Raw genomic sequence first — 24129 nt, 5'->3', positions numbered from 1 at the left:
AGTAGGCATACATCTTGGCCACGGCATACGGGCTGCGCGGGTAGAAGGGCGTGGTTTCCTTCTGGGGGATTTCCTGCACCAGGCCATACAGCTCCGAGGTGCTGGCCTGGTAGAAGCGGGTCTTCTTTTCCAGGCCCAGGATGCGGATGGCTTCCAGGATGCGCAGCGTGCCGATGCCGTCCGCGTTGGCGGTGTATTCCGGCGTCTCGAAGGACACGGCCACGTGGCTCATGGCCGCGAGGTTGTAGATCTCGTCCGGCTGCACCTGCTGGATGATGCGCACCAGGCTGGTGGAGTCGGTCAGGTCACCGTAGTGGAGCGTGAACTGGCGGTTGTCGACGTGCGGATCCTGGTACAGGTGGTCGATGCGGTCGGTGTTGAACAGGCTGCTGCGGCGCTTGATGCCGTGGACCTCGTAGCCCTTCTTGAGGAGCAGTTCGGCCAGATACGCGCCGTCCTGGCCCGTCACGCCCGAGATCAGGGCAACCTTCTTGTTCGTCGACATAGGTGCGTTACTTCCGTTAAAAAATTTGAATGAATCGAGAGATGGATCAGTCGCGGTTAAACGGCGCAGATTCATAGGCAAGGCGGATGCCGTCGCGCAGACGGGTCCTGGCCGTCCAGCCCAGGCCAGCCAGGCGGCTGACGTCGAGCAGCTTGCGGGGGGTGCCGTCTGGCTTGGTGGCGTCAAAGGTGATGCGGCCCCGGAAGCCCACCACGTCCATGACGGTCTCGGCCAGCTCGCGGATGGTCACGTCGGTACCAGTGCCGATGTTGACCAGCGGGCCGTCGTAGCCGCGCTCCATCAGGTGGACACAGGCGTCGGCCAGATCGTCCACATAGAGGAACTCGCGCATGGGGGTGCCGCTGCCCCAGACGACGTATTCATCGTCGCCGCGCAGCTTGGCTTCGTGCGCCTTGCGCATCAGGGCGGGCAGCACGTGGCTGTTGGCGAGGTCGTAGTTGTCGTTCGGGCCGTAGAGGTTGGTGGGCATGGCGCTCACGTACTGGCGACCGTACTGGTGGTTGTAGGCCTCGGCGAGCTTGATGCCGGCGATCTTGGCGATGGCATAGGGCTCGTTGGTGGGCTCCAGCGGGCCGGTGAGGAGGTAGTCCTCCTTGATGGGCTGCGGGCAGTCGCGCGGGTAGATGCAGCTGGAGCCGAGGAACATCAGGCGCTGCACGCCGGCGAGGTGGGCGCCGTGGATCAGGTTCGCCTCGATCAGCAGGTTCTGGTAGAGGAAGTCGGCGCGGTAGAGGTTGTTGGCCTGGATGCCCCCGACCTTGGCCGCGGCGATGAAGAGGTAGTCAGGGCGCTCTTCCGCCAGGAAGGCCTGAACGGCGCGCTGGTCCAGCAGGTCCAGCTCCGCGCGGCTGCGGGTGACGATGTCGGTGTAGCCGCCGGCCCGCAGGCGCCGCACCAGCGCGCTGCCGACCATGCCACGGTGTCCGGTCACGAAGATCTTGGAATGCAGGGCAGGTGTGTTCATTGGGAAGGGGGTTGACGCGCCCGAGGCATAGCATCGGCGCGCCATCAGAAAATGAATCAAAAGGTAATTTTTGAGAGGCGCCTTGTTGACCAGGCTTGGGCAGGGCTTGCCGGAGGGGCAAACACGCGGCAGTGCGTCACACGGTAGCCGACTGCCAATAGTTGATCTTAGTAGATCGGATCGAGATCACTGGTGTCCAGCACGAACCACGCGATAAGAACCTGAAACGAGTCGTTTTTCTCACGGTCAATGCGTATTCACCCGTGATTGCGGTGTGGCGTGCGTTACGCCCTGAGTTCAGGCAATGCCCTGTACTAAACTGCAATGTCGTTTGGGTGCGACATCGGGCGCAGTTCTTGCTGAGCGCCCGGTTGCCGTTGCAACACGGCCCTATCGGATCCCACCCATTCACACAACAACACCGCGGGAGAGAAATAGAGATGCGGATTCTGATCCATGGGATCAACTTTCACCCTGAGCCCACCGGCATCGGCAAGTACTCCGGGGACATGGCCGCCAGCCTGGTGGCCATGGGGCATCAAGTTCGCGTGGTGGCCGCTCCTCCCTACTATCCGGACTGGCGCCTCTGTGAGGACTGGTCGAACAGCTATGGCCGCCACACCTGGAGCGGGGTGGATGTGTGGCGCATTCCGCTCTGGGTGCCAGCGCAGCCATCGGGCCTGAAGCGCATCTTCCACCTGCTGAGTTTTTCAATTGCGGCGCTGCCTGTGTTGGCCCTGCAACTCTTCTGGCGCCCGCAGGTGGTCATGGTGGTGGCGCCGGCGCTGACATCGGCCCCGGGCGGCTGGTTGACGGCCCGCCTGTCGGGCGGGCGGGCGTGGCTGCATGTGCAGGATTTCGAGGTGGACGCCGCGTTCGAGCTGGGCCTGATCAACGGCAACGGCCTGATGCGCAAGGTGATCACGGGCATCGAGCACTGGCTGCTCCAGCGCTTCGACCGGGTATCGACCATCTCCTGGCGCATGCTGGACCGCGCGAAGGCGAAGGGTGTGGAGCGCGAGCGCCTGGTGTTCCTGCCGAACTGGGTGGGTGACCAGGCGGTGGATGACTATGTCGGCACCCGCCTCTACCGCCAGGAGCTGGACATCCCGGAAGACGCGGTCGTTGCGTTGTTTTCAGGCACGCTGGGCGGCAAGCAGGGGCTGGATTTGTTACCAGAAGTGGCGCGGCTGATTGCCTGCCATCCCCGGCTGGTGATGGTGATCTGCGGTGACGGGGTCATGAAGCCGCACCTCGAAGCCGCCTGCGAAGGCATGGACAACGTGCGGATGCTGCCGCTGCAGCCCGCCGAGCGCCTGGCCGAGCTGCTGCACATGGCGGACATCCACCTGTTGCCGCAGAACCCGGGGGCGGCCGATCTGGTGATGCCGTCCAAGCTGTCGGGCATGCTGGGCAGCGGTCGCCCTGTCGTGACGACGGCCGAAGCTGGCACGGAACTCGCACACGCGGTGATGGAATGTGGCCGCGTGGTGCCGCCCGGCAACGCCCGGAGTTTCGCGCAGGCGCTGATCGATCTGGCGGAACAGCCGCGCCTGCGGGCCGAGCTGGGCGCCAAGGCGAACGAGTACGCCCGGAAGCACCTGGTGCGGTCCGTGGTGCTCGGTCGGCTCAACATGTGCCTGCAGGCGTGTACCGACCACACGACTGCGGGGGTTGAGCTTCCATTGGAAACCACTCAAACTTCTGGTAGGAGTGGATAATTTCACTTCAGTCACCGGCCGCAAACTGGTGGCCTTTATCTATACGTCAGGAGCGGAAGCATGACTTCAAAATTCAAGGTTCAGGGTTCATTGAAAGGGCTGCTGCTGGCAGCGGCAGCGGTGGTCTCGATGACCGCCATGCAGGCCAACGCGGCGCGCCCGACGACGCCCGTGACGCCGCCCCCAGGCGTGACGCGCCCCCCGGTCCCGCAGACACCGCCGCCGCCGGTGGTGGTGGTTCCGCCGTGCAAGCGTGGCGGCGTTGGCATCACGCCGTGCTGATGCATTGACCCGACGACGGTCCAGCTGATGAAACGTCAGTACTGGGCCCAGCAGGCCGAACGCGGCTTGCTGGGTCTTTTTTTTGTGGCTCTGGTCTGGTTGCCCCTGCCGCTGGGCAGCAACCGGCACTGGGCGGCTGCGTTCTTTGCGGCGGTGGTCTGGGTGCTGCTGGCCCTGAGCGGTCTGGTCCGCCTGGCCTCCGCCACGTCGGCGACCACCAGTGACCACCAGACGGGCCTGGGCAGCCATGTCGTGCTGGCCCTGCTGGTCCTGTTCACCGCGTGGACGAGCCTGCAGCTGACCCCGTTCGGCCACACCGAGGACGTGCACGAGACCCGGCTGTACGTTCTGCGGTGCATCGGCTATGTCGGGGCGTTCTGGCTGGTGCAACTGCTGGTGACCTCGGACCGGCGGCGCATGACGGTGCTGGTCGGCCTGCTGAGCGCGGGCGTGGTGCAGGCGCTCACCGCGATGGTGCTGTTTTCGGCCGCCAGCCACTACGAGTTCCTGGATTTCGAGTTCACGCAAGGCACCCGCGCCACGGGCACGTTCCCGCAGTCGGACGCGCTGGCCAACTACCTGCTGCTGACGCTCTCGGCCGGGTTGGCCGTGATGCTGGCGCAGATGGGCAGCGCCCGGCCAGCGCCCAGGAACGTCCAGTGGCAGCACCGCGTCCACGCGGCCATGGACTTCATGATGTCCGGCAAGATGGTGGTGCGCCTGATGCTGGTCGTGATGGTGATCGCGCTGGTGCTGACCCGTTCGCGCATGGGCAACGGGGTGTTCTTCCTGAGCCTGTTCGTCGTGGCGGCCTGGGTGATGGGCGCCTCGCGCCAGTTGCGCAAGGCGGCCGGCGTGCTGGTGGTGAGCCTGCTGGTGGTGGACATCGTCATCATCGGCCAGTGGGTGGGCTTGTCCAAGGTGATCAACCGGATGGAGGCCACCGAGATCATCGCCCAGGCCGCTTCGGCGCAGGCGTCGGCGGAGTCGGTGGCGGCGCCCCACGCGCCGGTGCACCGCGAAGAATCCCTGCACGAGCGCATGCGCCCGGCACGGGATGCGCTGGCGATGGTCCGGGAGCGGCCCTGGACCGGATTCGGCGGCGGCGCGTTCTACACCGCCTTTCCCCGCTACAAGGTCGAGTCGCTGGAACTGCCCTACAACCACGCGCACAACGACTATGTGGAGATCGCCGCGGATGTCGGGTTGCCGGGTTTGCTGCTGCTGGCGGGCGTGGCGCTGCTGACGGCCGTGCGCGTGGTCCAGCTCATGCGGGACCGCAGCACGCCCCATGTGCGGGGTGTGGCGGTGGGGGTGGGCATGGGGTTGTTGTGCGCCCTCCTACACGCGCTGGTGGATTTAAATCTCCAGATAAACGCCAATGCAATGACGCTCACCGTACTATTGGCCGTGGTCTGGAGCGTACCTACAAAGCGCACAACCACGTCACTTCGGTCTAGGTAGTCCAATTCCATGAATCAAATCCAAGTTGCTGCGCTGAATCCACCGGCGCAGGTGGCTCCTCCTTTTGCGCCAGTGCAGTTGGGCTTGTCCGAGGAAAGCAAGCTCGCACTGCTGGACCACTGGCGCAGCATCAAGAAACGCAAGTGGTCCATCCTGGGCCTGGCGACCGCGTTGGCCGCGCTGGGCGCTGCCGTGGCGTTTTCGATGACGCCCATCTACCGCTCGACCGCCACCGTGCTGATCGAGCCGGGCAAGCCGAAGTTCCTGTCGATGGAAGACATGCTCGGCGGCGCGATGCAGACCAAGGAGCACTACCAGACGCAGGTCGAGATCCTGAAGTCGCGCGAGGTGGCGCTGCGCACCGTGACGGCGATGCAGCTGTGGACCCATCCGCAGTTCGACCCGCGCAAGGGGGATGAGAGCATTCAGGCACGGGTCAAGTCGATGGTCGGCCTGGCAGCGGCCCCGATGGACTGGACGGAGCAGGCCCTGGCAGACGCCACGGTCAAGCCGTTCATGAACAACATCAGTGTCGAGCCGGTGCGCCTGAGCCAGCTGGTCAAGGTCAGCTTCGATTCGCCCGATGCCAAGATGGCCGCCAAGGTGGCCAACGACATCGCCGCCAACTACATCGATTCGGACCGCGACGCCAAGTTCAAGCTGGCCCAGAGCCTGAATGGCTGGCTCGAAAAGCGGGCCACCACGCTGCGCGAGAACCTGGTGCAGTCGGAGCGCGCGCTGCAGGCCTACCGCGAGGAAAAAGGCCTGATCAACCTCAGCGGCTCGGCGCAAGGCCTGGCCGGCATGCAGATCAGCGAAGTGAACCAGCGCCTGGCAGAGGCCCGCGCCAAGCGGCTGCAGCTCGAAGGCACCAGCAACATGGTCGCCAGCGCGGGCAACGGCGACTACAGCAATGTGCCGGCGGTGGCCAACAACCCGACGGTGCAGGCAGCCGTGCAGCAGGAAGCCGCCGCCCAGAAGCTGGTGGCGGAGCTGTCGGAAAACCTCGGCCCCAACCACATCAAGATGCAGGAGGCGCAGTCGTCGCTGGCCTCGGCACAGCGGTTCCTGGCGCAGCAGCGGCGCGCGGTCGGCCGCAGCATGGTGCAGGAATACACCCTGGCGCGGCAGGCGGAGAGGTCGCTGGAGGTGGCGCTGGCTTCGGCCACCGGTGGCGTGCAGGACGTGAACCGCAAGGAATTCCAGCTGCAGGTGCTGGAGCGCGAAGTGTCGTCCAACAAGCAGCTGTATGACCTGTTCATGGGCCGCGCCAAGGAAATGGACGCCGGCAGCGATTTGCAGGCCGCGATTGCCCGGGTGGTGGATCCGGCGGTGACGGCGTCCACCCCGGTGCGCCCCAACAAGGGACAGATCATCCTGGTGGCCTTCGTGCTGGGCCTGATGCTGGGCACGATGGGCGCCATCCTGCTGGACCGCCTGGACAACACCGTCAAGGGCAGCGAGTCGGCGGAGGTCAAGCTGCAAATGCCGGTGCTGGCCGTGTTGCCGGCGCTGACCGGCGAGGCGCTGGAGAACGTGGCGACCCTGTTCATCCGCGAGCCCAATTCGCACCACGCGGAGGCCATCCGGACCGCCCGCACGGGCATCCAGCTCTCGGACGTGGACCAGCGGCACCGCCTGATCATGGTGACGTCGAGCGTGCCGGCAGAAGGCAAGACCTCGACCTCGATCAACCTGGCCCTGGCGCTGGCGCAGACCAAGCGCACCCTGCTGATCGACGCCGACATGCGGCGCCCGCAAGTGGGTGTGCGGCTGGGCCTGGCCGCCAACGCCAAGGGCCTGTCCAACCTGGTGACCAGTTCGGCAACCTTGAAGGATTGCGTGCACCAGATCGAAGGCAGCACGCTGCTGGTGATGCCCTCGGGTGACGTGCCGCCGAATCCGCTGGACCTGCTGGTGTCGCAGCGCTTCAAGGACGTGCTGCGCCACCTGCAGCCGCAGCTGGACTTCATCATCATCGACACGCCGCCGGTGGAGCTGGTGAGCGACGCGGTGGCCGTGGCGCAGATGGCGACCAGCACGATCTACGTGGTGCGCGCCAACGAAACGCCGGTCCCGGTGATCCGCAAGGGTCTGAGCCGGCTGCAGCGCTCGGGCGCCAGCATCATGGGCGTGATCGTCAACGGCCTGAACTTCGACGACGCACAGCGCTACTACGGCGAGTCGGTCAATGGGGGTTACGGCAACACCTACTACCACGGGTATTCTCAGCAGCCCAAGACCTGACCGCCACCGAGATCCCATGCTAGACCTTCATGCGCATGTACTGCCGGGCATCGATGATGGCCCGCGCACGATGGACGATGCCGTGGCGCTGGCCCGCGCGATGGCCGAGGACGGCATCGAGCACGTCGTCGTCACGCCGCACATCTACCCCGGCGTGTTCGACAACACGCCTGCCCGCATCGCGGAAGCGTTCGATCTGCTACAAGCGGCGGTGAGCGAGCAGGACATTCCCCTGACGATGTCCTGGGCGGCCGAGGTGCGCATCTGCCCCGAGATCCTCGATTGGCTGGAGCTGCGGCGACTGCCCTTGCTGAACGGCAGCCTGGTCGGCCCGGGCACGGTGCTGATCGAGCTGCCGGATGGACAGATCCCGGTCGGCACGGACCGGCTGATGGGGATGCTGATGGAACAGGGCATCACGCCCCTGATGGCCCATCCGGAGCGCAACAAGGCGGTGATGGAGCAACTGACCCGGCTGGAGCCGCTGCGCCGGCTGGGCTGCAAGTTCCAGCTCACGGCGGGGTCGCTGCTCGGCGAGTTCGGCAGCCGGGCCCAGACCACGGCACAGGGCCTGCTGGATGCCGGCTGGGTGGATGTGGTGGCCACGGATGCGCACAACCGCTCCAGCCGCCGGCCACGCCTTTCCGCCGCCCGGGACTGGCTGTCCACGCACTACGACAGCGCGCTGGCCACCCAGTTGACCCAGACCAATCCGACCGCCATCACGGGCATGACCTCGTTCACGGTAGAGCGTGGCCAGGACCGGCTGGTGTTCCGCGACCTGCCCGCCGCACCGGCACCGCTGGTCCAGGACCTGCACTGGGGCGACGATCTGTTCGATCAGAGCGAGACCGCCGCAGCCCCGCCGACGAACGAGAACTGGTCACTGCTGGACTTCAAGATTGACGCCATCCACGCCGAGCTGACACAAGCCGTGGCGCAGATGGATGGGCCGGCACAGAAAGACAGCAGCCCAACGCCGGAAGACTGGGCCCTGCCGTCCTTCGTCGGCGCAGCAGCGCCTGTGCCTGCACCCTCGCCTGCGCCCGTACCCAAGCTGTTTCCAGTGATCGACGCGGCCATACCGACCCTGACGGCCGCGGTGGTGCGGGAGGTCGTGCCGCAAGCGCCTGTACAGACAGCCCCGCCAACACCACCAACACCGCCAGTCGAGGCCCCGGCAGTGGCAAATAGCCAACCGGAAAGCCCATCGCCGGCACCTGCTTTGGCGCCCCCCACACCAGTGCAATCGACGCCGGTGGAGGTAGCGCTGGATCCGCCTCGGGGCTTGCGCTTGCGCGACATGCAGTCCGTGCCCGAGACCGCCTTGTCTCGGCCGATCGTGCAGCAGGCGCCACGGTCTACGGCGGTGGTGCTGGCCAGCAGCAGGGCACGCCCGACGCCGGCGCCGGTTCAGCCGACGGCGACCGACGTCCCCCGCTGGACGCCGCCAGGCCGTGACAGCGTGCTGACACCCGGCGGCACGCGGGGCTTTCGCCTCAACGAGCTGCCACCGATCCCGCCGGCAAGGCGGCGCTGAGCATGGTGGGCCCTGCAGCCAGACACCGGCTTCTCAACGGACTGCTGGCCGCGGTCCTGTGCACGACCGCGGCGGTGGTGACCCAGCAGGCGGGGGTGCTGATGTCCGCCGACTGGTCGTCCGGGATGACACGGCACGCCTTGTCGAAATGGGCCACGGGTCAGACCACGTACACGAACGAACAATGGGAGCAGGCCCGCCAGGACCTGACACGCGCAGTCGCGCTGACGCCGAACGACGCCACCTTGCACGATGCGCTGGCCCAGCTCCAGGCGATCAGGGGCCGCAGCATCTGGACCATTGGGGGACCGAACTCTCCGGAAGTGGCGGCCTACCGGGAAGCCCTGGCGCACCAGGAAACCTCGATCAGGCTGCGTCCGACCCATGCCATGGCCTGGGCCAACCTGGCACTGATGCACATGGCCGTCAACACCAGTCCTGAAGCGCTTTACCAGGCGTGGCGCGAAGCTGCGCGCCTGGGGCCGAAGGAAATCGACGTGGAGAACACGCTGGTGATCCTCGCTGCAAACACCTGGGTGTCGGCGCCCGCGGATGTCCGGCAATGGGTCGAGACGCGGCGACCGGGATTTGCGGCGGAAATGGCCAACCCTGCAGTGCCGGCCACCTCGCCGCAATAACCGTCAAAAAAAATGGCGTCCGCAATGCGGACGCCATCCATGCTGCAGAGCCAATCAGGGCAGCCAGGCTGCCCCGGTCAGATCAATCAGGCAGCCTTCTTCATGCGGCGACGAGCCAGACCGCCGATGACGCCCAGACCTGCCAGCATCATCAGGTTGACTTCAGGTTCCGGCACGGGGGCGGCGGTGAAGTCGAGACCGACCTGCGGTGCGTTGATGCCGTTGACGTCCACCACAGCGATCTGCATGTTGGTGGTGCCGACAGGAATGGCGAATCCCACCCAGCCAGAATCGACGTACGTACCTTGCGAAGCGTAGAAGGTATCGGTCACCGTGCCAGCAACGCCACCGGTGTAGGTCACGCGCACGAAGTCGTCGTTGATGCCGCCGGTCAGGCCCTGGAAGTCGTATTCAGCACTGAACATGCGCAGCCACAGCATGTCGTTGGCATTGGTCGGAACGCCACCGGCGTTGAACGCAAACGTCACGGAGCCCATGTAGTTGTTGTTGAGCAGGCCAAATGCGTTACCCGTCTGGGCAGCGATGTTGTACGCCGTGGTGATGTCGTCATCTGCAACGGTGTTGCTGTTGCTGTCATAGTCATTGAAGACCGTGATGGGCGCTGTGTTGGTGGTGACCGCCGTCAGGACGCCATTCGTCACGGTCCAGCCGGTGGTTCCACTTTCGAAACCCAGATTGGTCGCAGCGAACGCCTGACCACTGGCAAGACCGGCCAACGCAAGAATAGATACAAATTTTTTCAACATACAGGACTCCTGAACTTTGTTCGACTTGCCATCGTCGATGGTGTTTGGCGATTTGTCATTTTCACTGTAAATCGACTTTGATTTGTATATAAGCCCCCTCCCCCTGTTTCAGGGACGAGGCCGAACCGATAGCGGTCACTGCGACGCGCGATCAGTCGCATCTCGGCAACGGCTTACCAGCTCACCTCGCGGTCCGGCGTCGAGCCGATCTTGTGGATCGACAGATCGGCGCCCTCGTACTCTTCTTCCTGGCTCATGCGAAGGCCCATCACGGCCTTGATGCCACCATACACCACGAAACCGCCCACCAAGGCCCAGACCACCGCCATCACGGTGCCGATGGTCTGGCTGGCCAGGCTGACGCCACCAATGCCGCCAAACGCCGTCTGGCCGAAGATGCCGCAGGCGATGCCGCCCCAGGCGCCGCACAGGCCGTGCAGCGGCCAAACGCCGAGCACGTCATCGATCTTCCAGCGGTTCTGCGTCAGGGTGAACATCTGCACGAAGATCGCGCCGGCAATGCCGCCGACCACCAGTGCGCCCGCCGGGTGCATCAGGTCGGATCCGGCACACACGGCCACCAGCCCCGCGAGCGGGCCGTTGTAGGCGAACCCCGGGTCGTTGCGGCCCATCAGGGTGGCCACCAGCGTGCCGCCCACCATCGCCATCAGCGAATTGACGGCGACCAGCCCGGAAATCTTGTCCAGCGTCTGCGCGCTCATCACGTTGAAGCCAAACCAGCCCGCCGCCAGAATCCAGGCGCCCAGCGCGAGGAAGGGGATGCTCGACGGCGGGTGGGCGCTCATCGCGCCGTCCTTGCGGTAGCGGTTGCTGCGTGCGCCCAGCAGCAGCACGGCGGCCAGTCCGATCCAGCCCCCGACGGCGTGGACCACCACGCTGCCAGCGAAATCGTGGAACTCGGCGCCGAACGCGCCCTTCAGCCAGGCCTGCACGCCGAACCGCTGGTTCCACGCCACGCCTTCCGACAGCGGGTAGATCAAGCCGACGATGATGGCCGTGGCCAGCAACTGCGGGTTGAAGCGCGCGCGTTCGGCGATGCCACCCGAGACGATGGCCGGGATGGCCGCCGCGAAGGTCAGCAGGAAGAAGAACTTGACCAGCTCGTAGCCGTTCTTCGCCGCCAGCGTCTCGGCGCCGGTGAAGAAGTCCACACCGTAGGCCACGCTGTAGCCCACGAAGAAGTAGGCAATGGTGGAGACGGCGAAATCGACCAGGATCTTGACGAGTGCGTTGACCTGGTTTTTCTTGCGCACCGTACCGAGTTCAAGGAAAGCGAATCCGGCGTGCATGGCCAGCACCATGATGGCGCCCAGCAGAATGAAAAGCGCATCAGCGCCTTGTTTCAAGGTATCCATGGGAGATCGACGGGTGGTTTGGGGTGGAAAGAGCACCAAATAAGCACGTTTTGTGCCAAGTTGGTGCGTTTGTTCACGCAATTCAACGCACCACAAACGCACATTCACCGAGTGGGTGCGCTGAATCGTGGCGGGTCGTCGCCCAACAGTTGGGCATGCATGCACCATTCATGTGCGTCCAGTGGCGTGGTCACACAAGAAGCCCTTGGCGCGCGCCGCACATCTGCTGCAGCCCGACGCGGACCCACCGCTACAATCGCACTGCAGCATTCGCACCAGTCAGAACGCTGCAGTCGCATCCGACGCCCTCTCCAATCCCGCGCCACCCTCGACTGGCCGCCTCGCCCGAGGCGCTGCAGGCGGCGCGACAAGCACCCCGACACGGGTGCCATTCCATGACGTTTGACGATCTGGGCCTGGCCCAGCCAATCCTTCGCGCAATCCGCGAACAAGGCTACGAAATCCCCACCCCCATTCAAGCGCAAGCCATCCCGGCGGTTCTCGCCGGTGGTGACCTGCTCGCTGGTGCACAGACCGGCACCGGCAAGACGGCCGGCTTCACGCTGCCGCTGCTGCACCGCCTGGCCGCTGGCCAGCCCGCCAAGGACAGCCGGGGCCGCTACGCAATCCGCGCCCTGATCCTCACCCCCACCCGCGAACTCGCCGCCCAAGTCGAGGAAAGCGTGCGCACCTACGGCAAGCACCTGAGCCTGAAGAGCATGGTGATGTTCGGCGGTGTCGGCATGGGCCCGCAGATCGCGCAGCTCAAGCGCGGTGTGGACATCCTGGTGGCCACGCCCGGCCGCCTGCTCGACCACCACCAGCAAGGCATGCTCGACCTGACCCAGGTCGAGTTCTTCGTGCTGGACGAAGCCGACCGCATGCTGGACATGGGCTTCGTCCATGACATCAAGAAGGTGCTGGCGATGCTGCCGGCCAAGAAGCAGAGCCTGCTGTTCTCGGCCACCTTCAGCGCCGAGATCAAGGCACTGGCCGACCGGCTGCTGAACGCGCCGCAGGTGATCGAGGTCGCCCGCAGCAACGCCACCGCCGAGAACATCGCCCAGCGCGTGATCAAGGTGGGCCGCGAAAAGAAGAAAGACCTGCTGATCCACCTGATCAAGACGCAGGACTGGCACCAGGTGCTGGTGTTCACGCGGATGAAACACGGCGCGAACCGCCTGTGCGAGTTCCTGAACAAGGCCGGCATCACCGCGATGGCGATCCACGGCAACAAGAGCCAGGGCGCGCGCACCAAGGCGCTGGCCGAGTTCAAGACCGGCGAGCTGTGCGTGCTGGTGGCGACCGACATCGCGGCCCGCGGCATCGACATCGACCAGTTGCCGCACGTCATCAACTTCGAGCTGCCCAATGTGTCGGAAGACTACGTGCACCGCATCGGCCGCACCGGCCGGGCAGGCGCGCAGGGCGAGGCGCTGTCGCTGGTGTGCCTGGACGAGGAACTCTTCCTCGCCGACATCGAGAAGCTGATCAAGCGCAGCATCCCGCGCGAGTCGGTCGCCGGTTTCGAAGCCGATCCGGGCGAGCGCGCCGAGCCGATCCAGATCGGTCGCCGCACGCTGGGCGGTGCTGGCGGCGGCGGCGGCGGTGGTGGTGGCAATGGCCGCGGTGCTGGCGGTGGCGGTGGACGTGGTGGCGAACAACGTCGCCCGGCCGCGCCCGGCGGCCAGCCGCGTGGCAACGCACCGGCCCGTCCGGGCAGCGCCCCGCAGCGCACGGCCGCCCCGCGCGGTGGTCGTCCGCAAGGTGCTGGCAGCGGCACGGGCACGGGCGCAGGCCCCAAGCGCCCGGCCCTGACCTCGGGTCGCCGCAGCGGCTGACCGTCCGTCGGCCACCTGCTTGATCCGGATCAAGTCCGGGTCAGGTGCCCGGGGCGTTTCCTGATACCTTGCAGTGCCGGTCGTGCCAAGCTGGTGCGACCCCCACTGCGAGGAGCACGTCATGGAGATCCAGTTCCTGGGCGCCGCCGACTGCGTCACCGGCTCACGCCACTTGGTGACCAGCGGCCCCCACCGCGTCCTGCTCGACTGCGGCCTGTTCCAGGGCTGGAAGATGCTGCGCGAGCGCAACTGGGCGCCGCTGGCGGTGCCGCCGCACGAGATCGATGCGGCCATCCTCAGCCACGCCCACCTCGACCACAGCGGCTGGCTGCCAGCGCTGGTGGCGCAAGGGTTCCGCGGACGCATCTGGTGCAGCGCCGCCACGCGCGATCTGGCCGAGGTGCTGCTGCTCGATGCGGCCAAGCTGCAGGAGGAAGACGCCCGCCGCGCCAACCGCGGCGGCTGGTCTCGCCACGACCCGGCTCGGCCGCTGTACACGACCAAGGATGCGCGCCACGCGATCGAGTTGCTGCGGCCCGTGGCGACCGGCAAACCGTTTGAACCCCTGCCCGGCCTGCGCGCCGAACTCACCCCCGTCGGCCATCTGCTGGGCGCCTGCGCCGTGACGCTGCGCGACGCCGAACACGCGCTGGTGTTCTCGGGCGATGTCGGCCGTGTCGATGACCTGATGATGCCCGCGCCGCTGCCGATGACCGCGCCGCTCAGCCTCGCGCCGGACGTGCTGCTGGTCGAGAGCACCTACGGCAACCGGCTCCACCCGGCGGACAACACCGCCGCACGCCTCGGCGAGATCATCCGGCAGACCACGCGGCGCGGCGGCAAGGTGCTGATCCCGACCTTCGCGGTCGGGCGGGCGCAGGCGCTGATGCTGGTGCTGCACCGCCTGCGCGCCGAGGGCGAGTTGCCGGACGATCTGCCGGTCTACCTCGACAGCCCGATGGCGCAGGAGGCCACCGCCATCTACTCCGCCCACCGCGACCTGCTGCGCCTGTCGAACGCCGAAGCGCGCGGCTTCAGCGAAGGCGTCAAGCCGGTGCACAAGCCGCAGGATTCGGCCCGGTTGGCGCGTCTGCGCGGACCGGCGGTGATCTTGTCATCGAGTGGCATGGCGACTGGCGGCCGGGTGCTGGGCCACCTCGCGGCGCTGGCGCCGGACCCGCGCAACGCGATCGTGTTCCCTGGCTTCCAGGTACCCGGCAGCCGTGGCGGCAAGCTGGTCAGCGGCGCCACCGAGATCAAGGTGATGGGGCAGTACGTGGCGGTGAAGGCGCAGGTCCATCATCTGGCTGGCCTGTCCGGCCACGCCGATGCGGACGGCCTGATCGCGTGGATGCGCCAGATGCCGACCGCGCCGAAGCAGGTGATGGTGGTGCACGGCGAGCCGGAAGCGTCGGATGCACTGCGCATCCGCATCGAGGAAACCCTCGGCTGGCCGGCCCGCGTGCCTCAGGCGGGGGAGCGCCTGGGGCTGGGCACGCTGGCTGCGCTCAGGGGCGCGAGCCGTCGTTGAGGCCCTTGGCGGCCGTGCCGCTGGTGGCCTTGGCGGCGGCGGCTTCCTTGCGGGCCTTGCGCTCCGCGAGGCGTTCAGCCTTCGCGGCGGCGGCCTTCTCGGCCTTCTTTTCAGCGTTCTTTTCCGCGTTCTTCTCGGCCCGCTTCTCCGACTTCAGATCCGCCTTCTTCGCCGCCAGACGCGCTTCGCGGCGCTCGGCGCGCTTGGTGGCCCGCTCCTCGGCGGTGGACTTGCCGGCCTTCTCAGCCTTCTCAGGCTTGACCGCCTTGACCGCCTTGCCTGCCTTTTTTGTCTTGCGCGCCTCGGCGGCCTCTTCTCGGGCGGCCTTGCGGGCGGCTCGCCGCTCGGCGGCGGACTTGGTGGCGGGTGCCTCGACCTTGGAAGGGGCCTTCGCAGCCGCCTTCTCCACCTTGGCGGCGTCCGCGTGCTTGCGGGCTTCCGCCTGGCGCGCACGCCGGGCGTCGAGCGCCTTGTCGAGCTGCTCGACCTTGCGCTCGGCCACGCCAGCCGCTGCCGCCGCGGCGGGTTCACGCAGCGTGGCCGGATCGGGAACGGACGGCATGGCAGCCGGGGCCGCCGGCATGGTGATGGGCTTGGGGGTCTGGCCGGTGCTGGTCTGGGCCTGCGCAGCGGCGCCGGCGGTGAGCATCACGGCCGCGAGAGCGGCAATCAGCGGTTGCATGGGAGGGTGTCTCCAGGTTGAGTGGGAAATGTAGCCGCAGGGGAACGGGCCGTCGATTTTTTCAGCCTTGGTGCGGCCATCAATCAAAGCGCCGCTCGCGCAGCCATTTGGTGGCGACCCACTTTTCGCCGGTGATCACCGGTGCCCCCCCGTGCAGCGAGCGGCTGCTGGGGTGGGCGCGGTCGTAGCTGAAGAAGACGGCATGGCCCTGGATCGGCGCGACTTCGAAGTGGACGTCGGGGAAGGTGGTGCCGCCACCGGCCTCGGGGGTGTTCAGGTAGATCACCAGCGTGCCGACGCGCTGGCCGCCGCGCTTGAGGATGGTGGCGGAGCCTGGCTGCGCCGGGTCGAAGTAGTCGTAGTGCGGTTTGTATTCGGCGCCGGGGTGGTAGTGCAGGATCTGCAGGCCCTCGCCGTTCTCGGCCGGCCAGCGCAGCAGCGCCGCGATGCGCTGCTCGATGCGTTCGATCAGCGCCGTCTCGCCGCGGCCGAAGAACATGCCGGCGCTGGTGCGGGCGGCGTTGACCTCGCTGCCGCCGGTGGAGTTGTCGACGGTCTCGGAGCGGGCCATGCGCGGCGCAGCCAGCTGGCGCAGCGCTTCGCACTCTTCGCTGGACAGCAGATCGGCGAACACCACCACGCGCGGGTCGCGCATCGACGCCACGACCCGCACCACCTGCCCGTCCGGCAGGCACAGCTCGGCCGGCGACTGCGCCAGATCCGGTTCGGGCACCGGCACCGCAAGCGGGCACTCCTGCAGGCGGGCGTGCTCGGCGAGGAAACCTTCGAGCGTGTGCTCCAGCGCGGCCAGGGCGATGTCCTCGTCCCAGCCAGACTGCCTCATGGCCTGCAGGACCGCATCGGGTGAATGGCCGGCCTGGGCCTGTTCCAGGATCCAAAGCCGCAGTTCCGGGGTGGCTGTCTGGGTGCTCATGGTCGTGCTCATGCAGTGGTGCAGTCGTGCAGTGGAAGGAAGCTCAATCCGCCCGGCGGCGGAACACCCAGCGGTCGCCCGCCGAGGCCGTCGCATCGAACCGATAACCGCCCAGATCGAAACCCTGCAGTGCCTGGGGATCGTCCAGCCGGTGGGTGATGGCGTGGCGCGCCATCAGCCCGCGCGCCTGCTTGGCGTAGAAGCTGATGATCTTGTAGCCCGTGTCCTTCCAGTCCTCGAACACGCACTCGATCACCCGGGTCCGCTGCACGAGCGCAGGGCGCAGCGCCGCCTTGGCGTACTCCTGCGAGGCCAGGTTGACAATCACCGGCGAGCCGGACGCCGCGGACCTGGCCTTGCGGGTCGACAGGCGGTGCAGCAATTCCTTGGCGATGCGGTCACCCCACCAGGCGTAGAGGTCCTTGCCACGCGGATTGGCCCAGCGGGTGCCCATCTCCAGGCGATAGGGCTGCAGCGCATCGAGCGGGCGCAGGACACCGTACAGGCCGGACAGGATGGCGACATGGTCCTGCGCCCAGGCGATATCCTCGCTGGAGAGCGTCGGCGCAGCGAGTCCGTCATAGACATCGCCGTTGAAGGCCAGCACGGCCGGCTTGCTGTTGACCGGCGTGTTGCGCGGACGCCAGGCGCCGTAGCGGGCCACGTTCAGCGCCGCGAGCTTGTCGGACAAGGTCATCAGGGCGGCGATCTGGTTCGGGGACTGCGTGCGCAATTGCCCGATCAGCGCGGCGGCTTCGGCCATGAAGACAGGACGGGTCGGCTCGACCGTGGTCGGGGTCTCGAAATCCAGGGACTTGGCGGGCGAAAGCAGCAGGAGCATGTCGGGCAGCAGAAAACGGAGTCGGCAAGCCTGCAAGCGTACCAGCGCCGCGCAGTGCCTGAAAATGGGCGCATGACGACCACGCCCGCCACCCCCTGCCCTTGCGGCAGCGGCCACCCGCTGCCGGCCTGCTGCGGCCGATTCCACACCGACGGTGCACACGCTGGTCAGGCCCCAACGGCCGAGGCGCTGATGCGCTCGCGCTACAGCGCCTTCGTGCTGGACCGGCTCGATTACCTGCTCGCCACCTGGCACCCGAGCACCCGGCCGGTTGCGCTGGAACCGAACGAGGCGGGCCTGCGCTGGCTGGGGCTCACCGTGCGCCACCACAAGGCGCTGGACGCGGACCGGGCGGAAGTGTCGTTCGTGGCCCGCAGCAAGCTCGGCGGGAGGGCGCACCGGCTGGAGGAGGTCAGCCGCTTCGTGCGCGAGGACGGGCGCTGGTTCTATGTGGACGGAGCGATCGGCAGGGGTGTCAGTGGTCGTCCTTGACCGGCTCGTCCGACAGGGGCGGCAGGCTGGCGCGAACCGCGTCGAGGTCCGACAGCGCGAAGGCACGCTGCACGGCGGGCGACAGCAGCCACAGCAGCAGCGCCGCCGCCACCAGGGTGCCGCCGAGGGTGGGATGCAGGCCCGTGTGGTGCTCCAGATTGGCAGCCGCCCATGGCTCGACCAGCAGCAGGCGCACCGGGTGGAAGTCGGCGCCACCGGGCCAGGCCATCGCCGCGAGCAGCGCCGCCAGCACGCCCATGGCCAGCGTGCGCGCCCAGCCGTGGGCGCGCCACAATCCAGCCGCGATCCCCAGCAGCAGCCAGGGCAGCGGCTCCATCCAGAGCACACCGTCGGCGCGGTGGATCGACACCATCGACAGGCCCGTGAACAGCAGCGCAGCAAGGAGCGGTTCGGGCCGACATTTTTTCAATTCGTCGCACATGGGACTGATTTTGCGCAACCCACATGCATTCGCCGAGTGTGTTCTTGACCAGATCCCCGACTTCCGGGGATCCGTAATCGATAAAAATGACGCCCGTTGCCATCCACCGTTTTTTCGTCACGCTGCGTGACGCCAATCCGCACCCGGCGTCGGAGCTGGAATACACCTCGGTGTTCGAGTTGCTCGCTGCGGTGCTGCTGTCGGCGCAGGCCACCGACGTCGGCGTCAACAAGGCCACGCGCCGGCTGTTCCCGGTCGCCAACACGCCGCGCCAGATCGTGGCGCTGGGCGTCGCAGGGCTGGAGGAGCACATCCGCACCATCGGTCTTTATCGCAACAAGGCAAAACATTTGTACGCCACGAGCCAGATCCTGCTGGCGCAGCACGGCGGGCAGGTGCCACGCAGCCGCGAGGCGCTGGAAGCCCTGCCGGGGGTCGGGCGCAAGACGGCGAACGTGGTGCTGAACGTGGCCTGGGGCGAGCCGACCTGTGCGGTGGATACGCACCTGTTCCGCGTCGGCAACCGCACCGGGCTGGCGCCGGGCAAGACGCCGTACGCCGTCGAGATGCAGCTCCTGAAGCGCATCCCGGCCGAGTTCCGGGTCGATGCGCACCATTGGCTGATCCTGCACGGGCGCTATGTCTGCCAGGCGCGCAAGCCGCGCTGCTGGGAATGCGCGGTGGCGGATTGCTGCGACTTCCAGCCGAAGACGCCCGCGCCATGACGCTGCGTCAGCGCCGTTTCAGGCGTGCAGCGCCGCCCAGTCCAGCAGGCGCCGCTGGATCTGGCGAACACCGTCGGTGAGGCAAGCGGGGCCGGGCTGCAGGATCTCGCTCGACTTGATCTCGAACACCTGCCCGTGTACCACCGCCGGCACCGCTTCCCAGCCGGGCCGCGCCATCACCTGCTCCGGCCGGAACTTGCGCCCGCACCACGAACCGAGGACCACGTCCGGCGAGCGCCGCACCACCTCCAGCGGATCCGCGACGATGCGGTCCTTGCCAAGCGATTTCCCGGCCAGCTCGGGGAAACATTCCTCGCCACCGGCCAGCGCCGACAGTTCGCTGACCCAGCCGATGCCCGTGATGATCGGGTCCATCCACTCCTCGAAGTAGACCCGCGGGCGCCGGGGCAGCGTCCGGCCGATCGCCGCCACGTCGTCCAACCCGGCCTGCAGCTCGGCCAGCAGCGCGGCGGTCTTCTCGTGCGCGCCGACCATCGCCCCCACCATCGCGACCATCCGCAGGATCTCGGCAACGCTGCGCTGGTTGAACACGTGCACGGCCACCCCGGCGCGAATCAACTGGCTGGCGATGTCCGCCTGCAGGTCCGAGAAACCGAGCACCAGATCCGGCTCCAGCGCGAGGATCTTGTCGATCTTGGCCGTGAGGTAGGCCGAGACCCGCGGCTTCTCCTGCCGGGCTCGCGGCGGGCGCACCGTATAGCCGGAAATGCCGACGATGCGGTGTTCCTCACCCAGGAGGTAGAGCGTCTCGGTCGTCTCCTCGGTGAGGCAGACGATGCGGCGGGGGAACAGGTCGGCGGGCATGGCGGGGGCCTCGGGGGTCAGGCAGTCGTCGTCATGCCGAGCCGGTCCAGCAGCGCCCGGTCCTTCGCCGACTGCGGGTTGCCGGTGGTCAGCAGCTTGTCGCCGTAGAAGATCGAGTTCGCGCCGGCCAGGAAACACAGCGCCTGGATCGCCTCGCTCATCTGCTCGCGCCCGGCGGACAGGCGCACGCGGGCGGTCGGCATGGTGATGCGGGCGACCGCGATGGTACGCACGAACTCGAACGGGTCGAGCTTGTCGGTATCGGCCAGCGGCGTGCCCTCGACCTTGACCAGCTCGTTGATCGGCACCGACTCCGGGTACGGCGCCAGGTTGGCGAGCTGCGCGACCAAGCCGGCGCGTTCGGTGCGGCTCTCGCCCATGCCGACGATGCCACCGCAGCAGACCGACATGCCGGCGCTGCGGACATGTTCAAGCGTGTCGAGGCGGTCCTGGTAGTCGCGGGTCGTGATGATGCGACCGTAGGCTTCCGGAGCGGTGTCGAGGTTGTGGTTGTAGTAGTCGAGGCCGGCGTCCTTGAGCGACTGCGCCTGCGTCTGGCTCAGCATGCCCAGCGTGCAGCAGGTCTCCATGCCGAGTGCCTTCACGCCCGAGACCAGCTCGGCGACCTTCTCGATGTCGCGGTCCTTGGGCGCACGCCACGCCGCGCCCATGCAGAAGCGGGTCGCGCCCTGCGCCTTGGCGTCGGTGGCGGCCGAGAGCACGGCGTCGATGTCGAGCAGCTTGCTGGCCTCGACGCCGGTGTCGTAGTGCACCGACTGCGGGCAGTAGCCGCAGTCCTCGGGGCAGCCGCCGGTCTTGATCGACAGCAGCGTGGAGAGCTGCACCTCGTTGGCCTCGAAGTGCTGGCGGTGCACCTGCTGCGCCTGCCAGAGCAGGTCGTTGAACGGCAGCGCGAACAGCGCCTCGATCTGCGCGACGCTCCAGCGGGCGTTGGCTGCAGGAGCGAGGGGCTTGGCGGGGCAGATCAGCGTGACGGGCTGGGGGGTGGCGAGGCTCATGCAGTGGGCTCCTGAGAAATTCGGGGGGACAGTTCGATGATCGCATCGGCGAGGCGCTCGACCTCGGCGACGGTGTGTGCGGCGGACAGGGCGATGCGCAGCCGGGCGGTGCCAGCGGGCACGGTCGGCGGGCGGATGGCGGGCACCCACAGGCCACGCTGGCGCAGGCCGTCCATCAGCGCCAGCGCCGTGGCGTTGTCGCCGACGATGAGCGGCTGGATCGGCGTGGGCGAGTCGAGCAGGCGCCAGCCGGTGCCGGCCAGCCCGGTGTGCAGCCGCCCACGCAGCGCCGCGACGAGATCGGCCAGCCGCACGCGGCGCCATTCGTCGTGCTGCACGCGGCGCAGGCTGACCCGCAGCGCCTCGGCCAGCATGGCGGGCGCGGCGGTGGCGAAGGTGTAGCTGCGGGTTTTCTGGAGCAGCCATTCGATCAGCGTCGGCTCGCCCGCGACGAAGGCACCGGCCACGCCGAGCGCCTTGCCGAGGGTGGCCATGTAGAGCACGCGGCGCGAGGCGGTCGGCCCCACGAGGCCGAAGCGCGCCAGCGTGCCGCGCCCTTGCGGGCCGAGCACGCCGAAGCCGTGGGCGTCGTCGAGCAGCAGCAGCGCGTCGTGCCGCTCGCACAGCGCCAGCAGGCGCGGCACGTCGGCGATGTCGCCGTCCATGCTGAACACGGCGTCGCTCAGCACCAGCTTGCGCCGGGCGGTGCAGGCGGCGAGCTGGGCGGCGAGGTGGTCGAGGTCGGCGTGCGGGAAGCGGTGGATGGTCGCCTTCGACAGCCGGGCGCCGTCGATCAGGCAGGCATGGTTCAGTGCGTCCGAGAACAGCGCGTCGCCCTCGCCCACCAGCGCGGGGATGACCGAGGCGTTGGTGGCAAAACCGGCGTAGAAATACAGCGCCCGCGGCAGCCCGACGAAGCGGGCCAGCTCGTCCTCCAGCGCCGCATTCGCTGCGCTGTGGCCGCTGACCATCGGCGAAGCACCGGAGCCGACGCCGTAGGCCCGAGCCCCCGCGCAGGCCGCCTCGACCAGCGCCGGATCGCCCGCGAGGCCGAGGTAGTCGTTGCTGCAGAAGGCCAGCAGCCGCTCGCCGTCCACGCTCAGGTAGCCGTCGCCGAGCGGCCGGACGACGCGGCGGCGGCGCAGCAGGTGGGCATCGTCGAGCGCCTGCAGGCGGGCGGGCAGTTCGTCGAGCCAGGAGGAAACAGGTTCAGGTTCGGTCATGGGGTCGATCGGGCATGGAACGGCAGGTCCGCCAGCAGCGGCGCGGCCAGGTGTCGGCGCAGGAAAGCCACGTTGTCGTCGGCGCAGGGCATGTCCGGATCGATCCGGTTGGCGATCCAGCCCGCCAGCGTCAACCCGCGGGCGCGCACCGCCTCGGCCGTCAGCAGCGCGTGGTTCAGGCAACCGAGCCGCAGGCCCACGACCAGCACGACGGGCAGGCCCAGCGCCTCGGCCAGATCCGCGCCCGTCACCAGCCCACCGTCCGGGCGATCATCCAGCGGCACGAGAAACCCGCCCGCGCCCTCCACCACCACCACATCCGCCCGGCGCTGCAGTTCACGGCACGCGGCGACGATCGGTTCCAGCGCGATGGCCACGCCCGCACGCTGCGCAGCGAGGTGCGGCGACAGCGGCTCGGGCAGGCGCACGGGGCTGTCGAGTTCGGCCGGCACCACCACGTTCGACGCCGCCCGCAGCCGCAGCACGTCGTCATCGTCGGGCGCCGTGCCGGCGGCGATCGGTTTCATGCCCACGGCGCGGTGGCCGGCCGCGACGAAACCGCGCAGCAGGTGGGCAGCCACGTGGGTCTTGCCGATGCCGGTGTCGGTGCCGATGACGAACAGCGAGCCCAGTTCAGACTGCATCGATCGCCCCCGCTGCATGGGCAGGGTGCAGCACGGTCGCTGCGCCCTCCTCGGCCAGCGTGTCATTCAAGGCCGCCAGCGCGCCGCGGGCCAGCCAGGCGCCCGAGCGGTCGTCGGTTGCCGCGTCGATCGCATACGGGGGCATGGCGTAGAGCGTGTGCCCGATCGGGCGCAGCAGCAGCCCGTGCGCCAGCGCATGGCGGCTGTAGCGGTGGGCGAAGTCGGGCAGGGTCGTCTCGATGTCCCAGGCCCAGACCATGCCGAGCTGGCGCGCATGCCGGACACGGGGATGTGCGGTCAGCGGGGCGAGGCGTTCGGTCAGTTGCGCCGCCGTCACGCGGTTGCGCGCCAGCACGTTCTCGCGCTCGAACAGGTCCAGCGTGGCCAGCGCGGCACGGCAGGCGAGCGGGTTGCCGGTGTACGAATGCGAATGCAGGAAGCCTCGGGCCACGGTGTCGTCGTAGAACGCCGCGTAGACCTCGTCCGTCGTCAGCACCGCCGACAGCGGCAGCATCCCGCCCGTCAGCCCCTTGGAGAGGCAGAGAAAATCGGGGCGGATGCCGGCCTGGCTGTGCGCGAACAGCGTCCCGGTGCGGCCAAAGCCGACCGCGATTTCATCGACGACGAGGTGGACCCGGTACTGGTCGCACAGCGCCCGCACGCGCCGCAGGTAATGCGCGTCGTGCATCGCCATGCCGGCGGCGCACTGGATCAGCGGCTCGACGATCACGGCGGCCGTCTCGGCGTGGTGCCCGGCCAGCCAGCGTTGCAGCGACTGCGCGGCACGTTCGGCCACGTCCACCGCCGATTCGCCGTCACGGGCGTCGCGGGCATCCGGGCTGTCCACCGTCGCCGCCAGCCGCACCAGCGGCGCATACGCTTCGCGGAAGATCGCGATGTCGGTGACGGCCAGCGCGCCGACCGTCTCGCCGTGGTAACCGCCGGCCAGTCCGACGAAGCGCGACTTGCCCGGCTGGCCCTGGTTGCGCCAGAAGTGGGCGCTCATCTTCAGCGCGATCTCGGTCGCCGAGGCGCCGTCGCTGCCGTAGAAGGCGTGGCCCAGCCCGGTCAGCGCCGCCAGCCGCTCGGACAACTCGACGACCGGTGCGTGCGTGAAGCCGGCGAGCATCACATGGTCAAGCCGGCCGAGCTGATCGACCAGCGCCGCCACCAGCGCCGGGTGGTTGTGGCCGAACAGGTTGACCCACCACGAGCTGATGCCGTCGAGGTAACGCCGGCCTTCATGGTCGTGCAGCCAGACACCCTCGGCGCGGGACACGGGAATCAGCGGCAGGCCGGGGTGACCGGGGGTGCCGTCGTGCAGCTTCATCTGGGTGCAGGGGTGCCACACCGCGCGCAGGCTGCGGGCGCGCCAGTCGTCGTTCAGGCTCATGGGGTCGGGCAC

General features: G+C 67.9%; 23 protein-coding genes. 10 read left to right on the top strand and 13 right to left on the bottom strand.

The features are described from left to right. Positions 1-505, bottom strand: a 505-nt coding sequence (locus RMP06_RS14370) for a GDP-mannose 4,6-dehydratase (RefSeq protein WP_310462467.1), incomplete at its 3' end; no start/stop codon positions are given. 46 nt (positions 506-551) lie between these two features. Beyond that, positions 552-1490 (bottom strand): GDP-L-fucose synthase family protein, encoded by a 939-nt coding sequence (locus RMP06_RS14365; RefSeq protein ID WP_310462466.1) that lies wholly within the window; start codon positions 1488-1490, stop codon positions 552-554. Positions 1491-1930: 440 nt separating this feature from the next. Here RMP06_RS14365 and RMP06_RS14360 point away from each other — a divergent pair, with 440 nt between their 5' ends. From RMP06_RS14360 to RMP06_RS14335, 6 genes are read left to right on the top strand one after another with little or no spacing between them, the layout of a single operon-like run. Next, positions 1931-3211 (top strand): glycosyltransferase WbuB, encoded by a 1281-nt coding sequence (locus RMP06_RS14360; RefSeq protein WP_310462465.1) that lies wholly within the window; start codon positions 1931-1933, stop codon positions 3209-3211. Positions 3212-3271: 60 nt separating this feature from the next. Next, complete coding sequence (locus RMP06_RS14355) at positions 3272-3493, top strand: hypothetical protein (protein WP_310462464.1); 222 nt, start codon at positions 3272-3274, stop codon at positions 3491-3493. Positions 3494-3520: 27 nt separating this feature from the next. Next, a complete protein-coding gene (locus RMP06_RS14350) occupies positions 3521-4957 on the top strand; it encodes an O-antigen ligase family protein (RefSeq protein WP_310462463.1) in 1437 nt (478 codons plus the stop codon). A 9-nt stretch (positions 4958-4966) separates the two neighbouring features. Beyond that, a complete protein-coding gene (locus RMP06_RS14345) occupies positions 4967-7204 on the top strand; it encodes a GumC family protein (protein ID WP_310462462.1) in 2238 nt (745 codons plus the stop codon). 16 nt (positions 7205-7220) lie between these two features. Continuing rightward, entirely contained in the window at positions 7221-8744 is a 1524-nt protein-coding gene (locus tag RMP06_RS14340) for a tyrosine-protein phosphatase (protein ID WP_310462461.1), read from the top strand. Between the two features lie 2 nt (positions 8745-8746). Next, complete coding sequence (locus RMP06_RS14335; protein WP_310462460.1) at positions 8747-9382, top strand: hypothetical protein; 636 nt, start codon at positions 8747-8749, stop codon at positions 9380-9382. An 86-nt stretch (positions 9383-9468) separates the two neighbouring features. On the opposite strand, the gene RMP06_RS14330 is transcribed toward RMP06_RS14335, so the two are convergent. Continuing rightward, positions 9469-10149 carry a PEP-CTERM sorting domain-containing protein gene (locus tag RMP06_RS14330; RefSeq protein WP_310462459.1) on the bottom strand — a complete coding sequence of 227 codons (681 nt, stop codon included), beginning with the start codon at positions 10147-10149 and terminating at the stop codon, positions 9469-9471. Between the two features lie 173 nt (positions 10150-10322). After that, positions 10323-11525, bottom strand: coding sequence for an ammonium transporter (locus RMP06_RS14325; RefSeq protein ID WP_310462458.1), 1203 nt, complete (start codon positions 11523-11525; stop codon positions 10323-10325). A 395-nt stretch (positions 11526-11920) separates the two neighbouring features. Between RMP06_RS14325 and RMP06_RS14320 the strand changes: the two genes are divergently transcribed. Further along, entirely contained in the window at positions 11921-13366 is a 1446-nt protein-coding gene (locus RMP06_RS14320; RefSeq protein ID WP_310462457.1) for a DEAD/DEAH box helicase, read from the top strand. Positions 13367-13487: 121 nt separating this feature from the next. After that, positions 13488-14897 (top strand): MBL fold metallo-hydrolase RNA specificity domain-containing protein, encoded by a 1410-nt coding sequence (locus tag RMP06_RS14315; RefSeq protein WP_310462456.1) that lies wholly within the window; start codon positions 13488-13490, stop codon positions 14895-14897. Here the strand turns inward: RMP06_RS14315 and RMP06_RS14310 are convergent. The 3 genes from RMP06_RS14310 to yaaA form a co-directional block, all read right to left on the bottom strand. Beyond that, positions 14875-15579 (bottom strand): hypothetical protein, encoded by a 705-nt coding sequence (locus RMP06_RS14310; RefSeq protein ID WP_310462455.1) that lies wholly within the window; start codon positions 15577-15579, stop codon positions 14875-14877. The genes RMP06_RS14315 and RMP06_RS14310 overlap by 23 nt on opposite strands. Positions 15580-15658: 79 nt before the next feature. Further along, positions 15659-16513: a 2OG-Fe(II) oxygenase gene (locus tag RMP06_RS14305; RefSeq protein ID WP_310462454.1), complete on the bottom strand. Its 855-nt coding sequence runs from the start codon at positions 16511-16513 to the stop codon at positions 15659-15661. 43 nt (positions 16514-16556) lie between these two features. After that, positions 16557-17354 (bottom strand): peroxide stress protein YaaA, encoded by a 798-nt coding sequence (gene yaaA / locus RMP06_RS14300; protein ID WP_310462453.1) that lies wholly within the window; start codon positions 17352-17354, stop codon positions 16557-16559. A 72-nt stretch (positions 17355-17426) separates the two neighbouring features. Here yaaA and RMP06_RS14295 point away from each other — a divergent pair, with 72 nt between their 5' ends. Further along, positions 17427-17846 carry a YchJ family protein gene (locus RMP06_RS14295; RefSeq protein WP_310462452.1) on the top strand — a complete coding sequence of 140 codons (420 nt, stop codon included), beginning with the start codon at positions 17427-17429 and terminating at the stop codon, positions 17844-17846. Here RMP06_RS14295 and RMP06_RS14290 read toward each other — a convergent pair. Continuing rightward, positions 17830-18288 carry a hypothetical protein gene (locus tag RMP06_RS14290; protein ID WP_310462451.1) on the bottom strand — a complete coding sequence of 153 codons (459 nt, stop codon included), beginning with the start codon at positions 18286-18288 and terminating at the stop codon, positions 17830-17832. The genes RMP06_RS14295 and RMP06_RS14290 overlap by 17 nt on opposite strands. 86 nt (positions 18289-18374) lie before the next feature. Between RMP06_RS14290 and nth the strand changes: the two genes are divergently transcribed. Beyond that, a complete protein-coding gene (nth, locus tag RMP06_RS14285) occupies positions 18375-19013 on the top strand; it encodes an endonuclease III (protein ID WP_310462450.1) in 639 nt (212 codons plus the stop codon). Between the two features lie 18 nt (positions 19014-19031). Here nth and RMP06_RS14280 read toward each other — a convergent pair whose 3' ends face one another. Genes RMP06_RS14280 through bioA form a run of 5 tightly spaced genes read right to left on the bottom strand, consistent with a single transcriptional unit; the run spans position 19032 to position 24117 of the window. Beyond that, positions 19032-19838: a cobalamin-binding protein gene (locus tag RMP06_RS14280; RefSeq protein ID WP_310462449.1), complete on the bottom strand. Its 807-nt coding sequence runs from the start codon at positions 19836-19838 to the stop codon at positions 19032-19034. 17 nt (positions 19839-19855) lie between these two features. After that, a complete protein-coding gene (gene bioB / locus RMP06_RS14275; RefSeq protein ID WP_310462448.1) occupies positions 19856-20857 on the bottom strand; it encodes a biotin synthase BioB in 1002 nt (333 codons plus the stop codon). After that, a complete protein-coding gene (gene bioF / locus RMP06_RS14270; RefSeq protein ID WP_310462447.1) occupies positions 20854-22080 on the bottom strand; it encodes an 8-amino-7-oxononanoate synthase in 1227 nt (408 codons plus the stop codon). The genes bioB and bioF overlap by 4 nt, the downstream gene beginning before the upstream one ends. Beyond that, a complete protein-coding gene (gene bioD, locus RMP06_RS14265) occupies positions 22077-22724 on the bottom strand; it encodes a dethiobiotin synthase (protein WP_310462446.1) in 648 nt (215 codons plus the stop codon). The genes bioF and bioD overlap by 4 nt, the downstream gene beginning before the upstream one ends. Next, complete coding sequence (bioA, locus tag RMP06_RS14260) at positions 22714-24117, bottom strand: adenosylmethionine--8-amino-7-oxononanoate transaminase (RefSeq protein WP_310462445.1); 1404 nt, start codon at positions 24115-24117, stop codon at positions 22714-22716. The genes bioD and bioA overlap by 11 nt, the downstream gene beginning before the upstream one ends. Between the last annotated feature and the right edge of the window lie 12 nt (positions 24118-24129).

This window comes from Sphaerotilus sp. (assembly GCF_031429695.1).
Taxonomy (GTDB): Bacteria; Pseudomonadota; Gammaproteobacteria; order Burkholderiales; family Burkholderiaceae_C; genus Sphaerotilus.
Note: the sequence above shows the minus strand (reverse complement) of the source record. Positions and strands in the feature narration are given on the sequence as shown.

Bases quoted from the DNA above. Each gene is read 5' to 3' on its own strand.
- RMP06_RS14345 (WP_310462462.1), top strand. From the start codon at position 4,967: ATGAATCAAATCCAAGTTGCTGCGCTGAATCCACCGGCGCAGGTGGCT.
- bioA (WP_310462445.1), bottom strand. From the start codon at position 24,117: ATGAGCCTGAACGACGACTGGCGCGCCCGCAGCCTGCGCGCGGTGTGG.
- RMP06_RS14295 (WP_310462452.1), top strand. From the start codon at position 17,427: ATGACGACCACGCCCGCCACCCCCTGCCCTTGCGGCAGCGGCCACCCG.
- RMP06_RS14290 (WP_310462451.1), bottom strand. From the start codon at position 18,288: ATGTGCGACGAATTGAAAAAATGTCGGCCCGAACCGCTCCTTGCTGCG.
- RMP06_RS14335 (WP_310462460.1), top strand. From the start codon at position 8,747: ATGGTGGGCCCTGCAGCCAGACACCGGCTTCTCAACGGACTGCTGGCC.
- RMP06_RS14340 (WP_310462461.1), top strand. From the start codon at position 7,221: ATGCTAGACCTTCATGCGCATGTACTGCCGGGCATCGATGATGGCCCG.
- bioB (WP_310462448.1), bottom strand. From the start codon at position 20,857: ATGAGCCTCGCCACCCCCCAGCCCGTCACGCTGATCTGCCCCGCCAAG.
- RMP06_RS14320 (WP_310462457.1), top strand. From the start codon at position 11,921: ATGACGTTTGACGATCTGGGCCTGGCCCAGCCAATCCTTCGCGCAATC.
- RMP06_RS14330 (WP_310462459.1), bottom strand. From the start codon at position 10,149: ATGTTGAAAAAATTTGTATCTATTCTTGCGTTGGCCGGTCTTGCCAGT.
- RMP06_RS14350 (WP_310462463.1), top strand. From the start codon at position 3,521: ATGAAACGTCAGTACTGGGCCCAGCAGGCCGAACGCGGCTTGCTGGGT.
- RMP06_RS14315 (WP_310462456.1), top strand. From the start codon at position 13,488: ATGGAGATCCAGTTCCTGGGCGCCGCCGACTGCGTCACCGGCTCACGC.
- bioD (WP_310462446.1), bottom strand. From the start codon at position 22,724: ATGCAGTCTGAACTGGGCTCGCTGTTCGTCATCGGCACCGACACCGGC.
- RMP06_RS14360 (WP_310462465.1), top strand. From the start codon at position 1,931: ATGCGGATTCTGATCCATGGGATCAACTTTCACCCTGAGCCCACCGGC.
- RMP06_RS14355 (WP_310462464.1), top strand. From the start codon at position 3,272: ATGACTTCAAAATTCAAGGTTCAGGGTTCATTGAAAGGGCTGCTGCTG.
- RMP06_RS14305 (WP_310462454.1), bottom strand. From the start codon at position 16,513: ATGAGCACCCAGACAGCCACCCCGGAACTGCGGCTTTGGATCCTGGAA.
- RMP06_RS14325 (WP_310462458.1), bottom strand. From the start codon at position 11,525: ATGGATACCTTGAAACAAGGCGCTGATGCGCTTTTCATTCTGCTGGGC.
- yaaA (WP_310462453.1), bottom strand. From the start codon at position 17,354: ATGCTCCTGCTGCTTTCGCCCGCCAAGTCCCTGGATTTCGAGACCCCG.
- RMP06_RS14365 (WP_310462466.1), bottom strand. From the start codon at position 1,490: ATGAACACACCTGCCCTGCATTCCAAGATCTTCGTGACCGGACACCGT.
- nth (WP_310462450.1), top strand. From the start codon at position 18,375: ATGACGCCCGTTGCCATCCACCGTTTTTTCGTCACGCTGCGTGACGCC.
- RMP06_RS14280 (WP_310462449.1), bottom strand. From the start codon at position 19,838: ATGCCCGCCGACCTGTTCCCCCGCCGCATCGTCTGCCTCACCGAGGAG.
- RMP06_RS14310 (WP_310462455.1), bottom strand. From the start codon at position 15,579: ATGCAACCGCTGATTGCCGCTCTCGCGGCCGTGATGCTCACCGCCGGC.
- bioF (WP_310462447.1), bottom strand. From the start codon at position 22,080: ATGACCGAACCTGAACCTGTTTCCTCCTGGCTCGACGAACTGCCCGCC.